Annotated in this window: 17 protein-coding genes and 1 tRNA gene; 2 read left to right on the top strand and 16 right to left on the bottom strand. The window is 68.6% G+C overall.

The features are described 5' to 3' along the window. Window positions 1–3: 3 nt before the first annotated feature. The gene (locus VGD85_RS13055) at window positions 4–477 is read right to left on the bottom strand and encodes an FHA domain-containing protein FhaB/FipA (protein ID WP_331063874.1); all 474 of its coding nucleotides are present in this window, start codon (window positions 475–477) and stop codon (window positions 4–6) included. 2 nt (window positions 478–479) lie between these two features. Then, complete coding sequence (locus VGD85_RS13050) at window positions 480–1,190, bottom strand: DUF3662 and FHA domain-containing protein (RefSeq protein WP_331063873.1); 711 nt, start codon at window positions 1,188–1,190, stop codon at window positions 480–482. 300 nt (window positions 1,191–1,490) lie between these two features. Here VGD85_RS13050 and VGD85_RS13045 point away from each other — a divergent pair. Next, window positions 1,491–1,574, top strand: a tRNA-Leu gene (locus VGD85_RS13045). A gap of 456 nt (window positions 1,575–2,030) precedes the next feature. On the opposite strand, the gene VGD85_RS13040 is transcribed toward VGD85_RS13045, so the two are convergent. From VGD85_RS13040 to VGD85_RS13030, 3 genes are all read right to left on the bottom strand, one after another. Beyond that, window positions 2,031–2,480, bottom strand: coding sequence for a helix-turn-helix transcriptional regulator (locus tag VGD85_RS13040; RefSeq protein WP_331063872.1), 450 nt, complete (start codon window positions 2,478–2,480; stop codon window positions 2,031–2,033). Window positions 2,481–2,838: 358 nt separating this feature from the next. Further along, on the bottom strand, window positions 2,839–3,972 hold the full coding sequence (locus VGD85_RS13035; RefSeq protein WP_331063871.1) for an ABC transporter ATP-binding protein: 1,134 nt from the start codon (window positions 3,970–3,972) through the stop codon (window positions 2,839–2,841). 34 nt (window positions 3,973–4,006) lie between these two features. Further along, entirely contained in the window at window positions 4,007–5,767 is a 1,761-nt protein-coding gene (locus tag VGD85_RS13030) for an iron ABC transporter permease (RefSeq protein ID WP_331063870.1), read from the bottom strand. 249 nt (window positions 5,768–6,016) lie between these two features. Between VGD85_RS13030 and VGD85_RS13025 the strand changes: the two genes are divergently transcribed. Beyond that, window positions 6,017–6,757 (top strand): FadR/GntR family transcriptional regulator, encoded by a 741-nt coding sequence (locus VGD85_RS13025; RefSeq protein WP_331063869.1) that lies wholly within the window; start codon window positions 6,017–6,019, stop codon window positions 6,755–6,757. Between the two features lie 3 nt (window positions 6,758–6,760). On the opposite strand, the gene VGD85_RS13020 is transcribed toward VGD85_RS13025, so the two are convergent. The 11 genes from VGD85_RS13020 to VGD85_RS12970 all read right to left on the bottom strand — a co-directional run bounded on the left by VGD85_RS13020 (window position 6,761) and on the right by VGD85_RS12970 (window position 20,232). After that, window positions 6,761–7,876, bottom strand: coding sequence for an MFS transporter (locus VGD85_RS13020; protein ID WP_331063868.1), 1,116 nt, complete (start codon window positions 7,874–7,876; stop codon window positions 6,761–6,763). A gap of 79 nt (window positions 7,877–7,955) precedes the next feature. After that, on the bottom strand, window positions 7,956–9,080 hold the full coding sequence (locus tag VGD85_RS13015; protein WP_331063867.1) for an ABC transporter substrate-binding protein: 1,125 nt from the start codon (window positions 9,078–9,080) through the stop codon (window positions 7,956–7,958). A gap of 113 nt (window positions 9,081–9,193) precedes the next feature. Continuing rightward, window positions 9,194–10,537 carry a M1 family aminopeptidase gene (locus VGD85_RS13010; protein ID WP_331063866.1) on the bottom strand — a complete coding sequence of 448 codons (1,344 nt, stop codon included), beginning with the start codon at window positions 10,535–10,537 and terminating at the stop codon, window positions 9,194–9,196. Window positions 10,538–10,559: 22 nt separating this feature from the next. Beyond that, the gene (locus VGD85_RS13005; RefSeq protein ID WP_331063865.1) at window positions 10,560–11,795 is read right to left on the bottom strand and encodes an MFS transporter; all 1,236 of its coding nucleotides are present in this window, start codon (window positions 11,793–11,795) and stop codon (window positions 10,560–10,562) included. Between the two features lie 14 nt (window positions 11,796–11,809). Further along, complete coding sequence (locus VGD85_RS13000; RefSeq protein WP_331063864.1) at window positions 11,810–13,309, bottom strand: ethanolamine ammonia-lyase reactivating factor EutA; 1,500 nt, start codon at window positions 13,307–13,309, stop codon at window positions 11,810–11,812. A gap of 4 nt (window positions 13,310–13,313) precedes the next feature. Then, window positions 13,314–14,519, bottom strand: coding sequence for a hypothetical protein (locus VGD85_RS12995; RefSeq protein ID WP_331063863.1), 1,206 nt, complete (start codon window positions 14,517–14,519; stop codon window positions 13,314–13,316). Continuing rightward, window positions 14,516–16,084, bottom strand: a complete 1,569-nt coding sequence (locus tag VGD85_RS12990) for an ethanolamine ammonia-lyase reactivating factor EutA (protein WP_331063862.1) — start codon at window positions 16,082–16,084, stop codon at window positions 14,516–14,518. The genes VGD85_RS12995 and VGD85_RS12990 overlap by 4 nt, the downstream gene beginning before the upstream one ends. Beyond that, window positions 16,071–17,315 carry a hypothetical protein gene (locus VGD85_RS12985; protein ID WP_331063861.1) on the bottom strand — a complete coding sequence of 415 codons (1,245 nt, stop codon included), beginning with the start codon at window positions 17,313–17,315 and terminating at the stop codon, window positions 16,071–16,073. The genes VGD85_RS12990 and VGD85_RS12985 overlap by 14 nt, the downstream gene beginning before the upstream one ends. Window positions 17,316–17,387: 72 nt before the next feature. Further along, window positions 17,388–18,374 (bottom strand): amidohydrolase family protein, encoded by a 987-nt coding sequence (locus VGD85_RS12980; protein ID WP_331063860.1) that lies wholly within the window; start codon window positions 18,372–18,374, stop codon window positions 17,388–17,390. Then, window positions 18,371–19,084, bottom strand: a complete 714-nt coding sequence (locus VGD85_RS12975) for a 4-carboxy-4-hydroxy-2-oxoadipate aldolase/oxaloacetate decarboxylase (protein ID WP_331063859.1) — start codon at window positions 19,082–19,084, stop codon at window positions 18,371–18,373. Before VGD85_RS12975 ends, VGD85_RS12980 begins: the two co-directional genes overlap by 4 nt. After that, a complete protein-coding gene (locus VGD85_RS12970; RefSeq protein WP_331063858.1) occupies window positions 19,081–20,232 on the bottom strand; it encodes a zinc-dependent alcohol dehydrogenase in 1,152 nt (383 codons plus the stop codon). The genes VGD85_RS12975 and VGD85_RS12970 overlap by 4 nt, the downstream gene beginning before the upstream one ends. Window positions 20,233–20,272: the final 40 nt, after the last annotated feature.

Genomic DNA, 20,272 nt, shown 5'->3' with positions numbered 1-20,272 from the left:
GCGCTACTTCCTGAGCTCCAGGATGGTCTTGCCGATGCGCACCTGGGTGCCGAGCGTGATCGTCGTCGGCTGGGTGATCCGGACGGTGCCGACGTACGTGCCGTTGGTCGAGCCGAGGTCCTCGACGAACCACTGGTCGCCCGACGCCGCGATCCGCGCGTGGCGGGTGGACACGTAGTCGTCGTCGAGCCGGATCGCCGCGTCGGCGCCGCGGCCGATGAGGATCGGTGCGCGCTCGAGGTCGACCCGCTCGCCGGCGTTGGAGCCCTCGGTGACCAGTACGTGGCTCGGCGTGCCGCGCCGCTTGCTCGGCGGCTTGGTCGGCTTCGGTGCGCGTCCGGCGCCCCGGCCGCGGGCCGCCTCGGGCACGCGCGCACCGAACATGTCGGAGCGGACGACCGAGATCGCCGAGAGCACGAAGATCCACAGGATCGCCAGGTAGGCGATCCGGATGAGGAACAACGTGAGCTCGGACATCCTCAGCCCTCCTCGAGGACCCGGACGGTCATCATCGTGTTGCCGATCTTGACCTGCGAGCCGTCGCGCAGGCCGGTGTGGGTGATGCGGTGGCCGTCGACCAGCATGCCGTTGGTCGAGCCGAGGTCGTGCACCTCGATGTTCAGCCCGGACCCGCTCGCGGAGCCGGTGACGGTGAACTCGATGTGGCGCCGGCTCACGCCGGGGTCGTTGATGCGCAGGTCGGCGTCGGTGCCGCGGCCGACCACGAGGCCGGGCGGCTGCAGCGGGTGGCGGGTGCCGTTGACCTCGAGCACGGCCCGGGCCCGGCCGACCTGGGTGTGCGTCGCGCCGCTGGTCACCTTGGCCTGCGCGCGGCTGCGGATCCGGAAACGGCCGGTGGTCAGGTCCTCGGCCGGTTCGAAGCCGATCGTCACCGGTCCGGGGAACACGTAGCTCTGCTGCTCGGCGTGGTCGCGCAGCTGGGAGGCGAGCTCCTCGGCGAGGGCGGTGTCGTATGGCGCGAGCCGGTCCAGGTCGGTCTGGGAGAGCTCGACGTGGAAGTCGTTGGGGACCAGGCGCCGCTCGCGGGAGAGGATCTGGGCGTTGTTGTCGCACTCGCGCTGGAGCGCCGCGGCGATCTCGACGGGCTGGACGGCGGAGCGGAACGCCTTGGCGAACGCGCCGGAGATCATCTGCTCGAGCCGGTGCTCGAGCCGCTGGAGTCCGCCCACGCCGCCTCCTTCCGTCCGCGTCCCGGTGGTCGTGCCCGCGGGCCTGATCGCCAAACCCTTCGGCCGCGGCAGGCCGGGCACCCCGACCGGTGGGCCGGGTTGCGACCGATCGTAACGGGGTCGGCCGAGCGGTGCGCGCCGCCTCCGGGCGCGGCGGGCGTCGGGTCGTGTGTCTCACACCGACCCCTGGCCGGTGCTCAGGCACACGACCCGACGACCCCGTCGAGACCGCCCGCGGCGAGCCCGGGAGTGCCGGTTTGGGGCAAACCTGCGGCCTGGGATAGCCTTGGCCCGCTTCACGCGCGAGTGGCGGAATAGGCAGACGCGCACGGTTCAGGTCCGTGTGCCCGAAAGGGCGTGGGGGTTCAACTCCCCCCTCGCGCACGTGTGACAGGCCCCGGGTCCTCGGATCCGGGGCCTGGTCCATTTTGACATCGTGTCGGGCTGTGGAGTGCCTCGATGTTCGGTTGTCGCCGTTGCTACGGCGTGGCCTCCTCACCTGCGTGTGGGTGCTGGTTTCAGTCACCTAAGTCGCAGCGGTGGGTCCGGGCGATCAATCTGCGTCGACGTTTTGCCAACGATTGTCGAGCCGTCGTGCACCCCTGGGGGCGCACCGTCTGTTGGGAGTTGCGCTGAAGCGGCACGCTCGGTCGGCGCGGAGACGACCCGAGTGGTAGCAGCCGGGGATTTCGGGATCGGCGTGCTCTAACGACTCGGGTGGCGACGGATCCGGACGTTGCTCGCCGTCGGTTTGGCAACCCTGTCACGGGGGTTCAGTGGCGCGCCGACTGGGGCAATCTCGTCCCTGAGGCGTGCTCCCCATTGGTGTGGGTTCGGGTGTTATGCGGTGGCTGTGTGGGGACTGGGCGTCTGGTAGCCGTGGGCGATGGGCCAGGCGACGGCGCCTGCGCGGTTGGTGAACCCGATGCGGGAGTAGGCGCCACGGATGGCGCTCATCAGGGGGTTGATGCTGATGTACAGCTCGGCGGCGATCTCGTCGTTGGTGTAGCCGGCGGCGACGCGGGACAGAACGGTCTTCCGCCTGGGGAGTAAGGTCGATCGCGGTCCAAAGACCCGGGCAAGGTCGGTGTCGTAGCGACGCACCAGGGTCGGATCGGTCGCGAGGTCACCGTTGGCGGTCGCGAGGTTGAACACGTCGTAGATGACGACCTCGGCAGCCGCGGGATCGCCGACGGTGGGGTAGGGCTGGGATGCATCGGCTGATTCCGCCAGAAAAGTGCGGATGCCGGCAACGACGATCGGTCTGCGCCGCGACCGCAGACGGTGCAACTCCGGGCCCTGGTGCTCACGGCCCCATGATCGGGGAACACGCGTCGCTCGAACAGGCGACCTCGGTCGACGGACTCGTTCGCGACGGATTAACGTGGGCGTGCGGCCGACTCCCATCGCTGCTTCTGCGTGTCGTGGACCGAGGCGTCGCTAGGATCCCCTTTCAGCCTCCCCGGCCGTTCTCAGCTGCATCGACGTTGTCGGCAAGGCGGCCCGTCGTGCGGACCGCGGCCCTGCCCTCGTAGCGAGGGTAATGAGGGTTGCGGGTCACCTTCTACGTGACTCGCAACCCTGTCAGAAGACAGGGTCACTTATGCCGTCTAGCGCCCGCGAGCAATTGCACTCGGCTCGAACAGCGTCAGTCGATCGGCACCAGCGAGACCTTGTCGGCCGGGAGCTTGATGAAGACCTCGGTCCCGGGCTCCAGGGACACGTTGGGCAGCGAGCGGGCGCGCAGCTCGATCTTGCCGATCCGCACCAGGTGGTCGACGGCGTCACCCAGAAATGCTCGGGTACCGACAACTCCCTCCCAGACGTTCTGGCCGTCGGTGGGGCGGGCCGTCGTCAGCTCCAGCGACTCCGGCCGGATCGCAGCCGAGACCTCTGTCCCGGCAGGCATGTCGGCCGCCGAAGTGAGGTTCAGCCGCCCAGCCTGGGTATCGACGGTGTAGGTGTCACCGCTCCGCCCCACCACGTGACCAGGTACGAAGTTGGAGGAGCCGATGAACTCGGCCACGAACTTGCTGGCGGGGTTCTCGTAGATGTCGCGCGGCTTGCCCAGCTGCATCACCTCGCCATCGCGCATAACGGCGATGTGCGAGGAGAGGGACAACGCCTCAATCTGGTCGTGGGTGACGTAGATCGAGGTGATCCCCAGCTCGCGCTGGAGGCGCTTGAGCTCGTAGCGCAGCGACTCTCGCAGCTTGGCGTCCAGGTTGGACAGCGGTTCGTCGAGCAGGAGCAGCTCGGGCTCGATCACGAGCGCACGAGCGAGCGCGAGGCGCTGCTGCTGGCCGCCCGAGAGCTTGGTTGCCGGACGCTCGGCGTACCGCCGCAGCTCCATGACCTCCAGCACCCGGTGGACACGCTGCTCGATCTCGTTCTTGCCGACCCGTTGGCCCCGCGGGCGGACCTGCAGCGGGAATGCCACGTTGTGGAATACGGTCATGTGCGGCCAGATAGCGTAGGACTGGAAGACCATGCCTAGGCCGCGGCGGTTGGCGGCCACGTTGACCGTCTTGCGGCCCGCACCCGCCGAGAAGAGGGTCCGGCCCTTGACGCCGATATGCCCGGAATCGGGCTTCTCGAGACCGGCGATCGACCGCAGCGTGGTGGTCTTCCCGCAGCCCGACGGGCCGAGGAGGGTGAACATCTCACCCTTTTCGACGTTCAGGTTGACGTCGTTGACAGCAAAGACGCGGGCTCCCTGGGAGCCGCCGCGACGGGCACGCTCACCGGCGTACGACTTGACGAGGTTGCTGATCTCCAGCATGGGTGAAGGTCCTCTTCTCGAAACTTGGGGGATGTCAGTCCTGCTGGAGGCCGACCTTGGCCCCGAGCTTGTAGGCGATGGAGACGAGCACCATCAAGACGGCGACCATGACGACGCCCAGAGCAGCCAGCGTGGTGAACTTGCCGTTCTCGAACTGCTCCCAGATCAGGATCGAGAGAATCTCGTTGCCCGAGCTGTAGAGCAGGATCGAACTCGAGAGCTCGCGGAACGACACGACGAAGATATAGATCCAGCCGGCCAGAAGTCCCGGCATGAGCAGCGGCAGGAGAACGCGGCGGAAGACCTGCCACCAGGTCGCGCCGCTGACCGCGGCCGACTCCTCGAGCTCGGATGAGATCTGCTGCATGGAGGTGACGGCATACCGCATGCCGTAGGGCATGTAGCGCGTGCAGTAGGCGATGAGCAGGATCCAGATGGTCCCGTAGATGGGGATCGGGCTGCGCAGGTATACAAACTGCAGCGACAGGCCGAGCACCAGGCCGGGGATGACCAGTGGTGCGAACGACAGCAGGTCGAGCAACTTGCGGCCCGGAATGTGGGACCGCACGACGATCCACGCCGCGATAGCCATGAGGACCATGACCAAGGTGGCGGAGGAAGCGCCCAGGATCAGTGAGTTCTTCAGCGCCGTGGTCGCCTTCGACATCTCGAGGAGGTCGGCGTAGTTCTGGAACGTCATCGAACTGAAGGCCTTGCCGGACGGTCGCTGGTAGTAGGGCAGCAACGAGGTGTAGATCAGCATCAGCATCGGCAGGATCACCGTCAGGAAGAAGTAACCGATGATCGCGATGCCGGCCACACTGCGCCACCTGCCCAGCTCGATCGGGCGGGGACGGAAGCCCTTGCCGGTGACCGTTTGGTAGGCCTTCGCGCCGCGACTGAGCATGTGCTCGAGAACCATGCCGAGGGCCGCGATCCCGAGCAGGCCGATGGCCAGGGCTCCGGCTCCGTTGAGGTCCTGCGGGTAGGTCCGCAACATGAAGTAGATCTTGCTTGTGAAGACGTAGATGCCCTCCTGGAGACCGAGGAGCGCGGGCACCTCGAAGCTCTCGAGGGCACGGACCGTCATGATCAGGGTGCTGGCGGCGATGGCCGGACGCAGCAGCGGCACGGTGATGCGGCGCAGTACGGTGATCCGCGAGGCGCCCGACATCAGCGCCGACTCCTCGAGGGAGGGGTCCTGAGATCGGAACGCCGCGACCATGAAGAGGAAGGTGATGGGAGAGAGGTGCAGGCCCTCGACCCAGATCATTCCCCAGACCGAGTAGATGTTGAACGTGCCCGGTCCGAAGATGGGCTCCAGCGCGAAGTTGACCAGCCCGATGTCAGGGCTGGCGAGGAAGATCCACGCAACCGTGTAGAGGATGCCCGGAACGACCAGCGGGATGATCGACGCCGCGAAGAACAACCCCTTGAACGGAACGTCGGTGCGCACGTTGAGGAAGGCAAGCGAGGTCCCGACGACCAGGCTCAGCACGGCGGAGCCGATGGCAAACCAGATGGAGTTGCGCATCATCTCGAACGACTGCGCGTCCGTGTAGGCGCGCTTGAAGCCCTCGAGGGTGAACAGGTTGCTCGTGCTGTCGAAGAACGTGCCCTGGATCAGGAACCACAGCGGCACGATCGCGAGGTAAGCAACGACGATTCCGACTACGCCCAGGATCAGGATTTTCGGGGTCGGGACCCAGAAGCGGCGCGTCCGCCCGGGGCCGGGGGGGGTCCGGGGCGGGCGGGGGGTGGGGGCCGGCGGGGCGGGGGTAGTGGCGACGCTCACGTCGCCTCCACGCACGTCGCAACATCGTGGACGACTGGTGACATCGGAGAGGTTCCTCGGGGTGCTCGACGGTGGCTGCTTGGGCTTACGGTCAGACCATTAGCCAGAGAGTGTGCCACATCACACGAGGGAGAGGAAGCCTTCGGCATGAGCACATGGTGGCCGAGATCATCGAGAGGCAGTTCTGAAGCCCGGACTGTTAGAGTTTGTGGTCTGACCATCATTCCAATAAGTAGTACGGGGACCCCGATGAACGCAGCCAGCACCACCTCGGACGGTGACCTGTTTCGTCCGGTCAGCGTCGACCGCGTCTCCCAGGTGATCGTCGATCAGATCAAGCAGCTCATCCGGGAGGGTCGGCTGGCCAACGGGGACCGGCTGCCCAGCGAACGCGACCTTTGCCAGCGCTTCGGGGTCAGTCGTGTGACCGTGCGTGAAGCACTCCGGGTCCTCGAGGCCAACGGCCTGATTGAGATCCACGTGGGGTCGCGTGGCGGCGCGTTCGTCGCGTCGCCCACCAAGGAACGGCTCGGTGAGGGACTGGCGGATCTGATGACACTCACCCAGTTGACGCCGGCCAACGTCACTGAGGCCCGCAGCATCATCGAGCTGGGCATCCTCCCGTTCGTCGTCGAGCGGGCGACCGAAGACGACATTCGTGGCCTGCGCCTCCTGCTCGAGGAGGCCCAGGTGGCGCTGAGCCAGGACGCATACACGATGAGCCTCTCGACGACGTTCCACGTGGCCGTCGCGGCGTGCGCGCACAATCCGGCTATCGAGACCTTGGTGCATAGCTTCCACGGGCCGATGCTGCTCTCCCTGAGGCAGGCCCAGATCGCGGCCCCGGACATGGGCCGCCGAGGCACCGAGGAGCACGCCGCTCTGGTCGATGCCATTGAGAAGCGCGACGTCGAGACGGCGGTGGCAGTGATGACGACCCACATCGACCGCACGGCCAACCTGGTCCGCGACATCGAGCCCGGCGACTGACGCTCAGCTTCGCGTGCGGCGCCCCAGGGGGAGCGCCAGCAGCAGGCCCGTGACGGCGATGGTGGGCGCGAGGGGCACCATCGCGACCAGCCCGGCAGCGGCCACGGGCGTCAGGAACAGTGAGGCCGCTCGGAATGTCCCGGTCGCGGCGATCGCCTCCCCGCGCTCCTGGGCGTGCACAGCGTCGGCGGCGGTCGCAGGACCCAGCGTCTGGAGGGCGCCGGCCGCGATTCCCGAGACCACGAGGGCGAGGCCAACCATGAGCGACGACGAGGCGCAAATCCCTGTGGCGGCGATGGCCAGGCCCGTTGTCGGCGTGCCGAGGTTGAGGATGCGGCGTACGGCGCGGCCGTCGTCGACGTCGCGCACGATCCAGGCCCCCAGGATCGTGGCGGCGTTGGCCGCGGCGATCTGCAGCCCGACGGCCATCGGGCTCTGGCCGGCCTCCACCAGTGCCAGCGGCACGTAGGAGCCCAGCAGTGCCCGCCAGCCGCCGGCGGTGATACCGGCCCGGCAGCCGTCCCACACTCCCGGACGCCGCCAGAGCCGGCCGGGTTGGCGATCGGCAAGCTTCTGGAACGGCGGAAGCCGGAGCAGCCGGCACGCGGGCACCAGCGCCACCGCGGAAGCCGCCGCGGCCACCCCCAGGGCGAGGCGGGCGTCCTCGCCGATGAGCACGCCTGCGGCGATGGGGCCGGCGAGCAGCCCTAGGTTGCCTACCAGGTTGATCGACGCGAGTGCCTTGACCGACGACTCTTCGCCGCGCACGACGTGGGTCTGGCTCCCGGTCCAGAAGCAGGCGCGGGACACGCCTTGGAGAATCTGCCCGAGCAAGAACGGGACGGGAGCGCTGGCGGCCACCACGACCAGGCACGACAGTGCGAGCAGCGCGCAGGCCGCGGCGATGATCAGCCAGTCGGGCACCCGGCGCATGACCCTGCCCAGGAAGAGTCGGCTGACTATCTGCGAGACCGCGGAGGCGGCCACCAGCAGGCCGACCTCGACTGCGTCGTATCCAGCGGCGACCGCCTGCAGGGGCAGGGCAACCGACGACATGCCGAGGGCGAAGGAATAGCCCGTGGCTGTCGCCGCAGACCACCGGGCGTCCGAGACGGTCATGGCTGCGCCCTTCGTGGTGCGAACAGATCTGCGCCCCGGGCCGATGAGCGACCCGGGGCGCAGGTGAGGAGGAGCGAGCTCACTCCTCGGTGATCTCGCCGCCCTGGATGATCGCGGCATACAGCTCGTCCCACTTCTCGATGTTGTCGAGCATCTCGTCTTCGTCGACCTGGACCGTCTCCAGGCCAGCGAGCGGGTCGTTGCCGCCAGGGACGGAGCCGATGCGGAACTCGTCGGCGATCGCCCGCTGCCCACCCTCGGCCGAGAGGAGGAAGTCCATGAACAGGAGCGCCGCAGCGGGGTGCTGCGCGGTGCCCACGAGGCCGCCGCCGTTGGGACGCAGGACGACCGGCTGCACGGGCTCGACGCTGTCGCCACGCCATTCGATCGGGCGGCCCTCCTCAGTGCCCTCCTGCACGGAGTGGGAGTACAGCGACACGCCCGCCGCGAACTCACCAGCGCTGAGGAGCTCGGCCTGGACGGTGTGGCCCTTCACGACCTTGGAGTTGGCCGCAATGCCCTCGAACATGGCCTGAACCTCGTCCTCGGACTTGCCAGCGTCGAGGTAGTAGTTCCACATCGCGGAGAACCAGTCGACGTCGCCCAGCTCCATCGAGACCTTGCCGGCCCACTTCGGGTCGGCGAACTCCTCGATCGAGGCCGGGACCTGGTCGTCTGAGACCAGGTCGGTGTTCCACGCGACGACGAAGGCGTTGAATCGGTCGGCCGTCCAGAACTCCTTCTGACCCTCCTCGCGCACCGCGTCGCGCAGTTCGCTGGAGTAGGGGTAGAGCAGGCCCTCCTCGGCAAGGATGTTGAGTTCGCCCGAGTTGGTTTCGATGAGGTCGACGCCCGCGAAGCCGGCCTTCGACTCCTGAAGCACGCGCTGGAGGACCGACTCGGAATTGCCGCGATACACGTTGACGTCAATGCCGTAGGCCTCGTCGAACGCGTCGACGATGGCGTCGAGGTCGGTGTTGGACGTATAGATGGAGATCTCGCCCTCTTCCTGGGCGGCGGCGATGAGGGCGTCGGTGCGCTCGCTGCCCGACATCTCATTGAACTTGTCGAAGACTTCCTTGGCGTGGCTGTCGACGTTGTCGACCTTCTCGGCCTTGTCATCGCCCGAGGCGGCGGGGTTGCCGCACGCGGTGAGCGCTACGGCCAGAACCGCTGCCACGATCAGCAGGGCGTTTTTCTTCATCGTCTCTCCCAGGGGATCTGTCCAGCTGTCAGGCGGACTGATGGACTGATGGTTAGTCCTTGGAGAGATGGGTATCACATTCACGAACAAATGGTTAGACCAACCGCTGAGATTTAGTGACTCCGGCGACGACCAAGTTCGGCAGCGAGGCCGGCGGTGACGGCGGCGGGCGTGCTCGGTTCCATCATCACGGCCAAGGCGGCGCACACCCGCCGGCCCCCCGAGGAGCAGGCCCGGAAGGCGTGCCGGGCGGCGGCCGCAGCCATGGCCGGATCGGACTGGGTGAGCACGTCGTCGCCGGGCCACTTCGGGTGAGAAGCGGCGTTGCTGAGCATCGGCAGGCGCACGGTGCGGGGTGTCCGTGGCGCCATCCCGAGGTCGCTCCACACCTCAAGGGTGCTACAGGCAGTTCCCGCCCGTCGCCGGACCAGCTCGGCGATGCGGTCGCGGAAGGTCGGAGTTCCGAGCGTTTCGCTCACGATCCGGAGGAGCTCCGCGTGCTGCACCGGGCCGGCAACCTCGGCCAGTCCGGCCGTTTCCGGCAGGGTTCTCAGGTCTGGACCTGTCGGGGGCAGCGCGAGCGCCCCAGCGGAGCGCCGACGGTTGAGGTAGCCCGTCGCCTCGCGCCCCATAATCGCCTCGCACGCTAGCTGGCCCAGCAGTTCGGCCAACCCCTCGAAGAGGCCGACGTCGGACCACGATCGGGGCGAAACGAGATTGCCCACCCACTGATGGGCGGCCTCGTGCGCCAAGACGGCGACGCGTCGTGCCCTCGGCGCTCCCAACAGTCGTTCGGACAGCAGGACGCAGCCGGGGTGCTCCATAGCCAACCACGGCGCGCGCGGCAGGAGCACCTGGGTGTACGTCGACCCCCACGGGCCGTTCGGAGCGGCCACGTCGAACCAGTCGAGAAGCCAGGCGAGCACGTGCTCGGTATCGGCGAGCAGGCTACGGACGCTGGCGTCCTGGCCGAGTGCCCGGCGGGCGAGCAGCTCTGTCCCGGGCGCCGTCGTCATCACCCACGGGCCCGCTGCCAGGCCCAGCTGGTGGCTGGCCACGGTGCCTTCCTGGTCCCAGCTGCGGGTGAGCCCGCCCGACTCCACGACGATCCGGGTGACCATCCGGTCTGCCGGTCCGTCGTCGCAGGCCATGAAGTGCCTGGCGCCGCCCAGGGCTCCGCTTGCGACCACGTAGCGACTTCCGTCAGCCGCGTCTGTCCACGCGTGCAGCCCGTGCGGGGTGGGCCGGTACTCGACATCGCCAGAGACGGTCACGCGAGCACCCGCTCGCAGGTCGCGGAGGCGGACGACACCCGCCTCGACGTGGCAATCGCCCACGCCGTCTACGGTGACCTCGAGGGCGTCGAAGGTAGGGGTGAGGTCCAGGGCCCGCCTCGGTCCGCTCAGGGTCAGCGAGGTGCGCGTCCGTGCGCGCTCGGGCCCGAGGCGCAGGTGCACCTCGCGCAGGTCGGCCGCAGCCTCACCCGGCGGGGACGACATCGCGCTCCGGCCCGGCGTACTCCCGGACGGCGTTCGGAGTGAGCAGGAGCGTAGCAACGTAGCTCAGCGTGAGGCCCGCCCCCAGGGTGAGCGCCAGGGCGGGCCCGAGCAGTACTGCGGCGCCCCCCATGACCGCGTCACCGGCGGCTGGTCCGCCCCGCGAGGAGATCTGGTAGATCGAGCTGACCCGCCCGCGGAGCTCGTCGGGGGTCTCGATCTGGACGGCCGCATGCCGGATGCAGGTGGCCAGGGCGTCGGCGCCGCCGAGGCAGGCGGCCGCCACCAGGCTGACGACGAACCATGGTGAGTGGGCCAGTGCCAGGTCGGCGACTGCGAAGGCCCCGGTCGCCCGCAAGGCGACTCGGCCTGCGGTCTGGGTCCGACCGACGAGTCGGACGATTCCGTACGTCGCGAGGAGGGCACCTGCTGACGGTGCGGCCGCGAGAAGGCCGTACCCCTCCGGCCCCACGCCGAGCACGTCCAGGGCCAGAGCCGGTAGGAGCACGCGGTAGGCGCCGAAGACCATCGCTGAGAGGTCGAGGGACATGAGCATCATGATGATGGGGCGGCCGGCGACGTACTGCGCGCCCTCGAGGATCGAGCGCAGGATCGGAGCGTGCGTGCGGTCCCGGTGCGGGCTCGGAGCCTTGATGAAGACCAAGATGACCACCATCGAGGCGTACGTCGCGGCATCGACGGCGTGGACGAGCCCGGGGCCGCCGTATGCGATGAGTAGCCCGGCGAGACCCGGTCCGACGAGGACCGCGACCTCGCGGGCCGGGTTCACCAACGCGAAGGCCTGGGGCAGTTGGTGGCGGGGGACCATCGACCCGATCAGGGCATTGCGTGTCGGGTTGTCGAAAGTAGTCGCGCCCATCGAGAGCAGTGAGGCGAGAACGACGTGCCAGGCCTCGACGGTGCCGGTGAAAGTGATGACCGCCAGTCCAAGCGCCACGGAGCCACCGACCAGCTGTGCGCCCTGCAGCAACCGTTTGCGGTCGAGGCGGTCGGCGAGGGCACCGCCGATGGGGCTGAGCACGAGCACCGCCAGGCCGCTAGCCGCCCCCACGAGGCCGGTCATGCCGATCGATCCCGTGAGGTCGTAGACCTGGTAGAGGCTGGCGGCCATGGCGCCGCGCGTACCGATCTGCGACAGGACGACGCCGGCCAGGTAGCCGACCAGCGATCGGTTGCGGAGGACCTCGGGCAGGGACACGGTGGGTCGGTCCCTCAGGAGAAGAGGAGTGACTTGATGACGACTGGCACCACGCCGGGCGGGGAGAGCAGTTCCCCGATGTCGACAAAGTCGAGCTCGGCGAGCGCCACGCCGTCGACCGAGATCACGCGGCGGGCGAACCCGAGCTCGACGCCGAGCAGGCGGCCCAGCAGTTGCCCAACATCGCCGTCGATGGCCAAGGTGAGGGGCTCGTCCGAGGGGCCGGCCCCGTCGGCGATGCCCAGGGCCAGCTCCTCGAGGGCGGCGTACGCCGGGAGTCCACGCCACGTCAGGCCGATCGCGACAGGGGCCATGAGGTCGGCGCCTCGGATCTCCGCGCTGCGCCGGATGGCGTCGGCGACGGCGGTCCGGTCGACCTCGGCGCTCTCCAACGTGCCGAGGTGGACGACCGGGAGGTTATGGACGGGCAAGACGCCGGGATCGCTGAGGTGGATGGTCTTGCCGCTGACCTGCACGGTGTACTGCGAGGCACCGATGACCGTGGCGCGGATCCGCTGCCCCGCGTCGATGGCCGGGATGTCCGTCCGGGCACCGAGCTGCCGGACGATCTCGGCCGCCAGCGCGGGAGCGATGTCGCCGTAGTCACCGGCGTCGTTGCCGAAGACGTACTCCGAGACCCCACCGGAGAAGGTGAGGTACGTCGGAGCCGAACGACGCTCGAGGCGACGAGTCAGCTCGAGTGCAGAGGTGAGTGCGTCAGCGGGCTCGTCGAGGATCTCGTCCACCACGACCTGCGCGAGGCGGACGCAGATGCGTTGGCGCACCTCCGGGTCGCCCGCGGTGGCGGGGTCGAGCTCGAGGCCTAGGTCCTCGGCGACCAGGCCCGCCGAGTCGTCGATACGCGTCCAGTTGCCGTCGCCGTCGTGAGCGAGCAGGCGCCCGCCGACCGCGAACGCCGCCACGTCGAGGACCTCACCGTCCTCGACCATCGCGAGCTTCGTTGTCCCCCCGCCAATGTCGACGTGGAGGCCGACGCCCCCGCGCTGCTGCGATAGGCGCGTGGCGCCCGACCCATGGGCGGCCAGCAGACTCTCGAGCTCGTGCCCGGCTGTGGCGCACACGAACTTGCCGGACTGGCTCGCGAAGATCTCGTCGATGGCGCGGGCGTTGGGTCGTTTGATCGCCTCGCCGGTGAGGATGACGGCGCCGCTGTCCACGTCGGAGGCCTTCAGGCCGGCGGTTGCGTAGGCATCGATGATGAAGTGCGACAGCTCGTGTGCGTCGATCAGGCCGTCGGGCCGGAACGGCGTGTGGATGATCGGCGAGGCCCAGATGACCTGGCGGTCCACGACCTCGAACCGGCTCGAGAGGTCAGTCGTACGCCGGCGCAGCACGACCTTCGCGAACAGCAGGTGCGACGTCGAGGACCCGACGTCGATGCCGACCGTGACGAGCTCGAGCGTGTCCTGCTCCTCGATCAGCTGCTTGATGGCAGCCGCCTCGTCCTCGGTGATCCCGAGCTCGTGCTCGTGCTCGAAGTCCAGGTCGTGCACCGGGTCAGACCGCCGGCCCGCTGGACGTCGGGGTCTGGATGACGCCCGTCAGCTGGTCCGCGGGGATCGCCAGGGTTGCCGCTTCGTCGAAGAGGTCGCCCATCTGGGACGGCACGCCGGTCTTGGCGAGCTCCTCGAGGAACTTGCGGTGCACCCGGGGGTCCTGCTCGTCGTACTCGATCTGGCGTCCGCCCTTGGACACCGAAACAGCTCCCGCGCCCTCGGCGCTACGGCGGCGCAGCGCGATGAAGGGGTAGCGGCGGCTGCCCAGGCTGCAGGCGACGTAACGGGCCGGGGTGTCGCCGGTGTTGAAGTGCTGGTGGTACATCCAGAACGGCGGGGTGTACATGATCCCGTGACGCCAGGGCAGCTCGACGAACTCCTCGTCGCCTTCGTACCAGAGGAGGGAGTAGCCGGAGCCGTCGACCGCGTGCACGTGGGTGCCGGCCGCGTGACGGTGGCCCTTCTTGTAGCGACCCACCGGCATCTGCGAGACGTGTGAGTGCATCGTGCCCTCGGCGAGGATGAAGTTGACGTTCATCGAGCCCTTGCCACGGCCCTCGAACTCGTAGAGCTTGAAGCTCGTGAGGTCGTGGACGAAGTTGGTCTCCCAGACGTTCTGCACCTTCACCGACGACTTGTTGTAGACGTTGTGCTGGCCCTCGCCCTCGAAGTACTTCGGGTCGCTGACGCGGTCGGTGAACGCGAAGTCATTCTCGAAGACGAAGTTGAGGTTGTGGTAGAGGTTGATCGTCAGCGGCGCGTCGTTGGTGACGGAGAGCCGCACCGGCTCGGATCCGGAGCCGTTGAAGATCTGGTAGCGGCAGTTGAGCGGGATCGCGAAGAGCGCCTTGGGGCCGAACTCGAAGGTTCGCTGGGAGCCGTCGGGCAGCCAGACGACGGTCGAGCCGTGACCCGCCAGCACGAAGAAGAAGGCTTCGTAGAGGTGGCGGACGACCTCCGTGTTCTTGCGCGGCTCCACCTCGAGCACGTAATTCGACATGAAGTCGCCCATGCCCTTGGTGTGGGCGAAGCAGCCGCGGGCGCCGTACCGCTCCCATGGCCCGGTTTCGAGAGCGAGTAGATCGTGGCCGAAGTCCAGGTGGATCGGGATGCCCTCACCCTCGGCCCAGTCCTTGTAGGGGTCGACCAAATAGCCGGGCTCGGCAAGGGCCGCCGGAGCGTTGTGGGGCTGCGATGGCTGAGTCATGAGGAGACAGGACCTCCTTGGGTCGTGGGGCGGCCGAGGGCCGCGCTGGTCGGGAAGACGAGCGACTTGATGACGACGGGCACGGCGCCGGACGTGGCCAACAGCTCGCCGATGTCGATGAAGTCGAAGGCCTGGAGGGCGAGCCCGTCGACCGACACGACCGGAATCGGCAGGTCGAGCTCCTCGTGCACGTGGATACCGATCAGGCCGCCTACATCGCCCTCGCCGGCAAGCACCAGGGGCAGGCCGCGGTGGGTGCGTTCCGCCATGCCGGCGACAACCCCCCGGCAGAAGGCGTCGAGACGACCGAACGTGGCCGAGCCCTCCCACCGGTAGCCCACCGCGACGGGCTGGTCCGCCGGCAGCGCTGCCACGTGCTCCAGTGCATCGCGGACGGCGGACTCGATCGCCCCGGCATCGATGACCTCGGTGTCCAGCGGCAGCTCGGGCGCGAGGACGGGCACGTTGCGCAGGGGCAGGGCGGAGGTGGGCTCCACGAAGATCGTCGTACCGCTGACCTGCACGGTGTACTGCGAGGCGCCCACCACGGTCGCCCGGATGCCTTGCTCAGACAGGTGCTGCTCGGGACCCCAGGCGTCGATGCGCTCCCGGACCGCGACGGCAAGACGCCGACCGAGGTCGCCGTGGTCAGCAAGGTCGCGCTCGTAGACGTACTCCGCGACCCCGCCTGAGAACGAGACCGCATCCGGTGCCGGACCAGCCGGCAGGGGGTCGAGCCGCAGGAGCGCGGCAGTGGGCGCGTCGGGCCGGCCTCCGCGCACGGCCGCGAAGAGGTGGTCCGCCATGAGGTCGATCAACCGTGATAGCCCGGCCTCGTCGGGGACCTCGCCGAGGGCGAGCGGGAGGTCGGCCTCGGCGGCGAGGCGACGGGCGGCATCCTCGATGCGCGTCACGCGGCGCCGCTCGTCGAAGGCGAGGATGCGGGCGCCGATGTCGATGGCCGTGGTGGCCACGACCGCGCCGTCGTCGCACACCGCGACCTTGGACGTGCCGCCGCCGATGTCGATGTTCATGGTGCGGCGGTGGTGCCGCTCGGAGTCGGCCACGGCGCCGGACCCGTAGGCCGAGAGCCGGGTCTCGAGAGCGTCGCCGGCGCTGACGGACACGAAGCGGCCCGCGATCTCGGAGAACACGTCGGCGATGATCCTGGCGTTGCGGCGGCGCACCGCGACGCCGGTCATGATCAGCGCGCCGGTGTCGATCTGCTGTTGGTCGACCCCGGCCGCGACGTACTGCTTGTCGAAGAACTCGCGCAGCGCGTCACCGTCGAGGGTGTCTCCGCTGCTCTCGCTCGATGAGTACGGCGTGAGAAGGACCTCCGACTCATGCGTGACCTCGCGCTCGGTCACGACGTACCGGTTGTCGCGGCGCTCGAGGACGATGCGGGAGAGCACCATGTGCGTCGTGGACGAGCCGATGTCGACGCCCACGCTGGTCAGCCGGATTTCGTCGTCGACGAGGACCAGGCTGCGGCCGCCACTGGTGAAGAGCCGGCCGCCGTGGTGCTCCAGCGGCGTCAGCTGTGCGGGCTCACTGAATCCCATCGGCCATTTGCGTCTTGTTCGGGTTCCACGTGATGCCCTCCGGCTGCTCGTACCACGAGGGGTCCATGCGCAGCTCGACGCCGTTCGCGGCGAGGGTCTGGGCGTACTCCTCGCGGATGTGCGGGTCCTCCATCCAGTAGGCGATGGAGGTGCCGCCCTCATGCAGCTCGCGGGCCGTGTAGTCGGTGTGCTTGGTGCCGGGCGCCCCCGGGTCGCGGCCCGGGTTGTGGGGGCCGAACCACGCACTGAGGCGGAACGGCTCCTTTGAGACGCTGAAGTGCTGGTGGTACCAACGGGCGCCACCCGGCGCAGCGGTGATGAAGCCGAAGGGTTCGTAGTCCAGGCGCTGCACCTGGTCGCCGTTGCCGTCGGCCCAGGGCGTGGGGCCGAGATGCTCGGGCCAGGTGTAGGTGTAGCCCTTGCCCTTGAGGCAGATCAGAATCGCGGCCGAGGTGTGCGCGTGTGCCTTGGAGTAACGGCCGTTCTCGTGCTGGCCGATCCAGTAGTAGAACTGGTTGTCGGTCATGTACGGCTCGACGCGGCGGTAGCCGGGGGAGCGGCGGTTGTCGAGCGGCAGGTCGCAGTCGACGACGTCGGGGATGAAGTTCGTACGGCGCATCGCGAGGCCGCGGACCGGGTCGGGCTCCACCTCGTCGCGGTACTTGTAGAAGTCGTCGGCGCCGCTGAACCGGTCACGGAAGACGAACGGGTTGTCGAAGACTGCCTCGACGTTGTTGAGCTGGTTCAACACGTTGGGTGCGGTGTTGCCGGCCATCAGTACCGCCGGCTTTGAGGTGGCGTTGACGAGGCGGAACCAGGCGTTCATCGGGATCGAAAACATCGAGCCCTTCTGCCACTCGAAGACGTGCTTGTTGACGTCTCCCTCTTGCCAGACCTCGCAGGTGCCGCGTCCCTCCACGGCCAGGTAGATCTCCTCGAACATGTGCTTCTCGGCGTTGAGGGCGCCGCCAGCGGGGATCTCCACGACGAAGTGGCCCCACTTGGTCTCCGTGCCGATCGTCTGGATGTAGCTGCCCCGGCCGCCCTTGCGCTCCCAGTCGACCATCGGCAGGTCGGTGACGGTGCGCACTCCCAGGCCCCGGAAGACCGGGATGCCCTCGGACTCCATGAACGCGTCGTAGGGCGTGGGCTGCTTCTTGAACTCGCCGAAGCCGGCCCGGTGATGGTCGGTCGGCTCCTGCCAGGTCGTCGCGGTCGAGTCGGTGGACATAGAGATGCCTCCAAGGGGCCGTGCGGATATGGACTATAGGTTAGTCCAACGGGTTGTGGTGTGGCAAAGGGTTCAGGCGAAGCGGCCCGCCAGTCCGGGGTAGACGAGCAGCGCGTTGTCGTGGAGGACGCGCGCCCGCTCCACGTCGTCGAGGGTCGCGCCGTCGAGGTAGCGCAGGGTGTCGTCCCACTCGATGCCCGTCTCGGGGTCGGCGCCGCGCACGGCACCCAGCATCTCCGAGGCGAACAGGACGTTGCTCGCCGGCACGACCTTCAGCAGGAGGTCGATGCCTGGCTGGTGGTAGACGGCCGTGTCGAAGAAGACGTTGCGGAACAGGTCGGCGGGGTCCTGCCAGCCGTTGCGCATCGCCAAGCCACGGAAACGTCCCCAGTGGTAGGGCACCGCGCCGCCACCGTGCGGGATCACGAGGCGCAGGTGCGGGAAGCGGTCGAACACGTCAGACATGAGGAGCTGTACGAACACGCTGGTGTCGGCATTGAGGTAGTGCGCACCAAGGGTATGGAAGTTGGGGTTGCACGCCGTCGACACGTGGATCATTGCCGGCGCGTCCAGCTCCTCGAGGACCTCGTAGACCGGGAACCACGACGGGTCGGTCAGGGGGAGCCCGGTCCACGTCCCTGACGGGTCGGGGTTGAGGTTGACGCCCACGAAGCCGAGCTCGCCCACCGTGCGCCGTACCTCGTGGACGACGGCGTCGATGTTGCCCTCGGGGGTCTGCGGCAGCTGGGCGACGGCGGCGAAGGTCTGGGGGTAGAGGCCGACGACGCGGTGCACGAGGTCGTTGGAGGCTCGTGCCCAGTCAGTCGCGACGCCCGGGTCGGGCACGTGGTGCTCCATTCCGGAGGCCTTGGGCGAGAAGATCATGACGTCGCCGCCGCGCTCGCGCAGGACGCGGAGCTGATTGTTCTCGACGCTCGCCCGGAGCTCGTCGTCGCTGACGGGGGCCATCGTGGTCCGCTCGCCGGCGAGTTGGGCATCGCGGAAGGCCTGCAGCTGCGGCGGGGCGGTCGTGTAGTGCCCGTGGACGTCGATGATCACCGCGCGTCCCCCGACTCGGCCAGCCAGTCGACGTGCTCCACGTAGCGGATGCCTGAGCGCTCGAGCATCGGTCGCATGTCGTTGACGTCGAGCGCGATCTCGCCCGCGAGGTAGCGTGTCCTGGCGCGGGCCTCCTTCTCCTCCCGCGCGCGAGCGCGGGTGACCAGCGCGGCGGCACCCGCCCGGGGCACGACCACCACGCCGTCGTCGTCGGCGGCGACGACGTCGCCCGGCGCGACGATCCGCCCCCCGATCGAGATCGGCACGTTGACGTCCCCCAGGACGCCCTTGCCGCAGCCCTCGGCCGAAACGGCCCGGGACCAGACGGGGAAGCCCATGTCGTTCAGATCGGCTACGTCACGGACGCCGGCCTCGATGACCAGGCCACGCACTCCCCGGACCTGGAGAGTCGTGGCGAGGAGGTCGCCGAAGTAGCCCATGTCGCAGGGTGTCGTCGGAGCCACCACCAGGAGGTCGCCCTCTCGGCACTGCTCGACAGCGACGCCGATCATCGTGTTGTCGCCGGGCGCGACGGTGGCCGTCACGACGTTCCCGCTGACTCGTACGCCGCGCTGGATGGGCCGCAGGTGCGAGCCGAGGAGGCCGGTGCGGCCCTGGGCCTCGTGCAGCGTGGCCACTCCGAAGGCCCCGAGCGCGTCGACGACGGCCAGATCGGTGCGCGGCGGGTTGGTGACGACGAGGCCGGTCATCGCTGGACCACCCCTCCGGGCTGACCAATCAGTTCGGGCATCATCGAGACGTGGATGGCGTCCTCGTCGGTCTCGCCCGCGAGCACCCGGATCGCGTGGTCGACCTGGTCGATGCCGTAGCGGTGGGTGGCGAGCTTCTCCAGCGGGTAACGGCCCGAGGCGAGCTGGGCGACAGCCAGCTCGCAGGCGTTGAACGAGTGACCGCGCGCACTCTTGATGGTGATCGCCTTCTCGGTGATGAGCTTGACGGGGAAGTCGGGGAAGGCAGCGAGCTCTCCTTGGATGAGGAGCGTGCCCTCGCGGCGCTTCAGGACGTCGACGCCGAGGAGGACGGGCGCCGTGCCGGCGCGTGAGGTGCAGTCCAGGACGAAGTCGACACCTCGCCCGCCTGTCAGGTCCATGACCTTCTCGCGCGCGTCCTCGGTCTGGACGTCGACCACCGCGTCGGCGCCGAGTTCCTTCGCCAGTTCGAAGCGCGCCCGGTCGCGTGTCGTACCCGACACGATGATCTGCGCGGCTCCCGCCTGCTTCGCCGCCACCAGCTGGGCGAGCCCCTGCTGGCCGGGGCCCTGGATGAGGACCGTGTGGTTGTACCCGACCCCGGCGGTTAGCAGGGCCCACTCGATGCCGTTGGACAGAGGCATGACGAGCCCGGCCTGCTCGGGGGTGATGCTGTCGGGGATCTTGTGCAGGACGGCGTTCCACGGCAGGAACATGTACTCGGCGAAGCCCCCCCACAGGGTGCCGGGGTTGTCGGCCGAGGTGTAGCCGAAGCGTCGGGCGTCAGGGTTGGTCCGCCAGTCAGTCGCTTCGCAATGTCGGTACTCGCCGATGCGGCACCACTCGCAGCTGAAGCAGGCGACGTAGTGCTCGACAAAGACCCGGTCGCCCTCCCGCAGGCCGTGCCTGGCCTTGAAGGTGGGCCCCGCCTCGGCGATGACGCCGACGTTCTCGTGACCCATGATCACCGGCCCACGCGTGGCGGGAGAGGTGGGGGGATTGCTGTAGAGCTTCACGTCGGTGCCACAGATGCCGGCCACCTCGACCTTGAGGAGGGCGGACTCGGCGTCGAGCTCGGGGGCGTCGAGCTCCTGGAGCTCAGTCGTCCCCGGGGCGGTCCGGACGGCGGCGCGAACCCTGAGGGCCATTGCTCTCCTCGTCATTGGCAGAATGGTCTGACCAAGAGTA

Source organism: Nocardioides sp., from assembly GCF_036401255.1.
In the GTDB taxonomy this organism is placed as follows: Bacteria; Actinomycetota; Actinomycetes; order Propionibacteriales; family Nocardioidaceae; genus Nocardioides.
The sequence above is the reverse complement of the archived record's forward strand: the minus strand, read 5'-3'. Positions and strand labels throughout refer to the sequence as shown.

Coding starts and splice junctions, on each gene's coding strand:
- VGD85_RS13055 (WP_331063874.1), bottom strand. CDS start 477: ATGTCCGAGCTCACGTTGTTCCTCATCCGGATCGCCTACCTGGCGATC.
- VGD85_RS13020 (WP_331063868.1), bottom strand. CDS start 7,876: ATGACCGTCTCGGACGCCCGGTGGTCTGCGGCGACAGCCACGGGCTAT.
- VGD85_RS13025 (WP_331063869.1), top strand. CDS start 6,017: ATGAACGCAGCCAGCACCACCTCGGACGGTGACCTGTTTCGTCCGGTC.
- VGD85_RS12975 (WP_331063859.1), bottom strand. CDS start 19,084: ATGACCGGCCTCGTCGTCACCAACCCGCCGCGCACCGATCTGGCCGTC.
- VGD85_RS12990 (WP_331063862.1), bottom strand. CDS start 16,084: ATGGGATTCAGTGAGCCCGCACAGCTGACGCCGCTGGAGCACCACGGC.
- VGD85_RS13035 (WP_331063871.1), bottom strand. CDS start 3,972: ATGCTGGAGATCAGCAACCTCGTCAAGTCGTACGCCGGTGAGCGTGCC.
- VGD85_RS12985 (WP_331063861.1), bottom strand. CDS start 17,315: ATGTCCACCGACTCGACCGCGACGACCTGGCAGGAGCCGACCGACCAT.
- VGD85_RS12970 (WP_331063858.1), bottom strand. CDS start 20,232: ATGGCCCTCAGGGTTCGCGCCGCCGTCCGGACCGCCCCGGGGACGACT.
- VGD85_RS12995 (WP_331063863.1), bottom strand. CDS start 14,519: ATGACTCAGCCATCGCAGCCCCACAACGCTCCGGCGGCCCTTGCCGAG.
- VGD85_RS13015 (WP_331063867.1), bottom strand. CDS start 9,080: ATGAAGAAAAACGCCCTGCTGATCGTGGCAGCGGTTCTGGCCGTAGCG.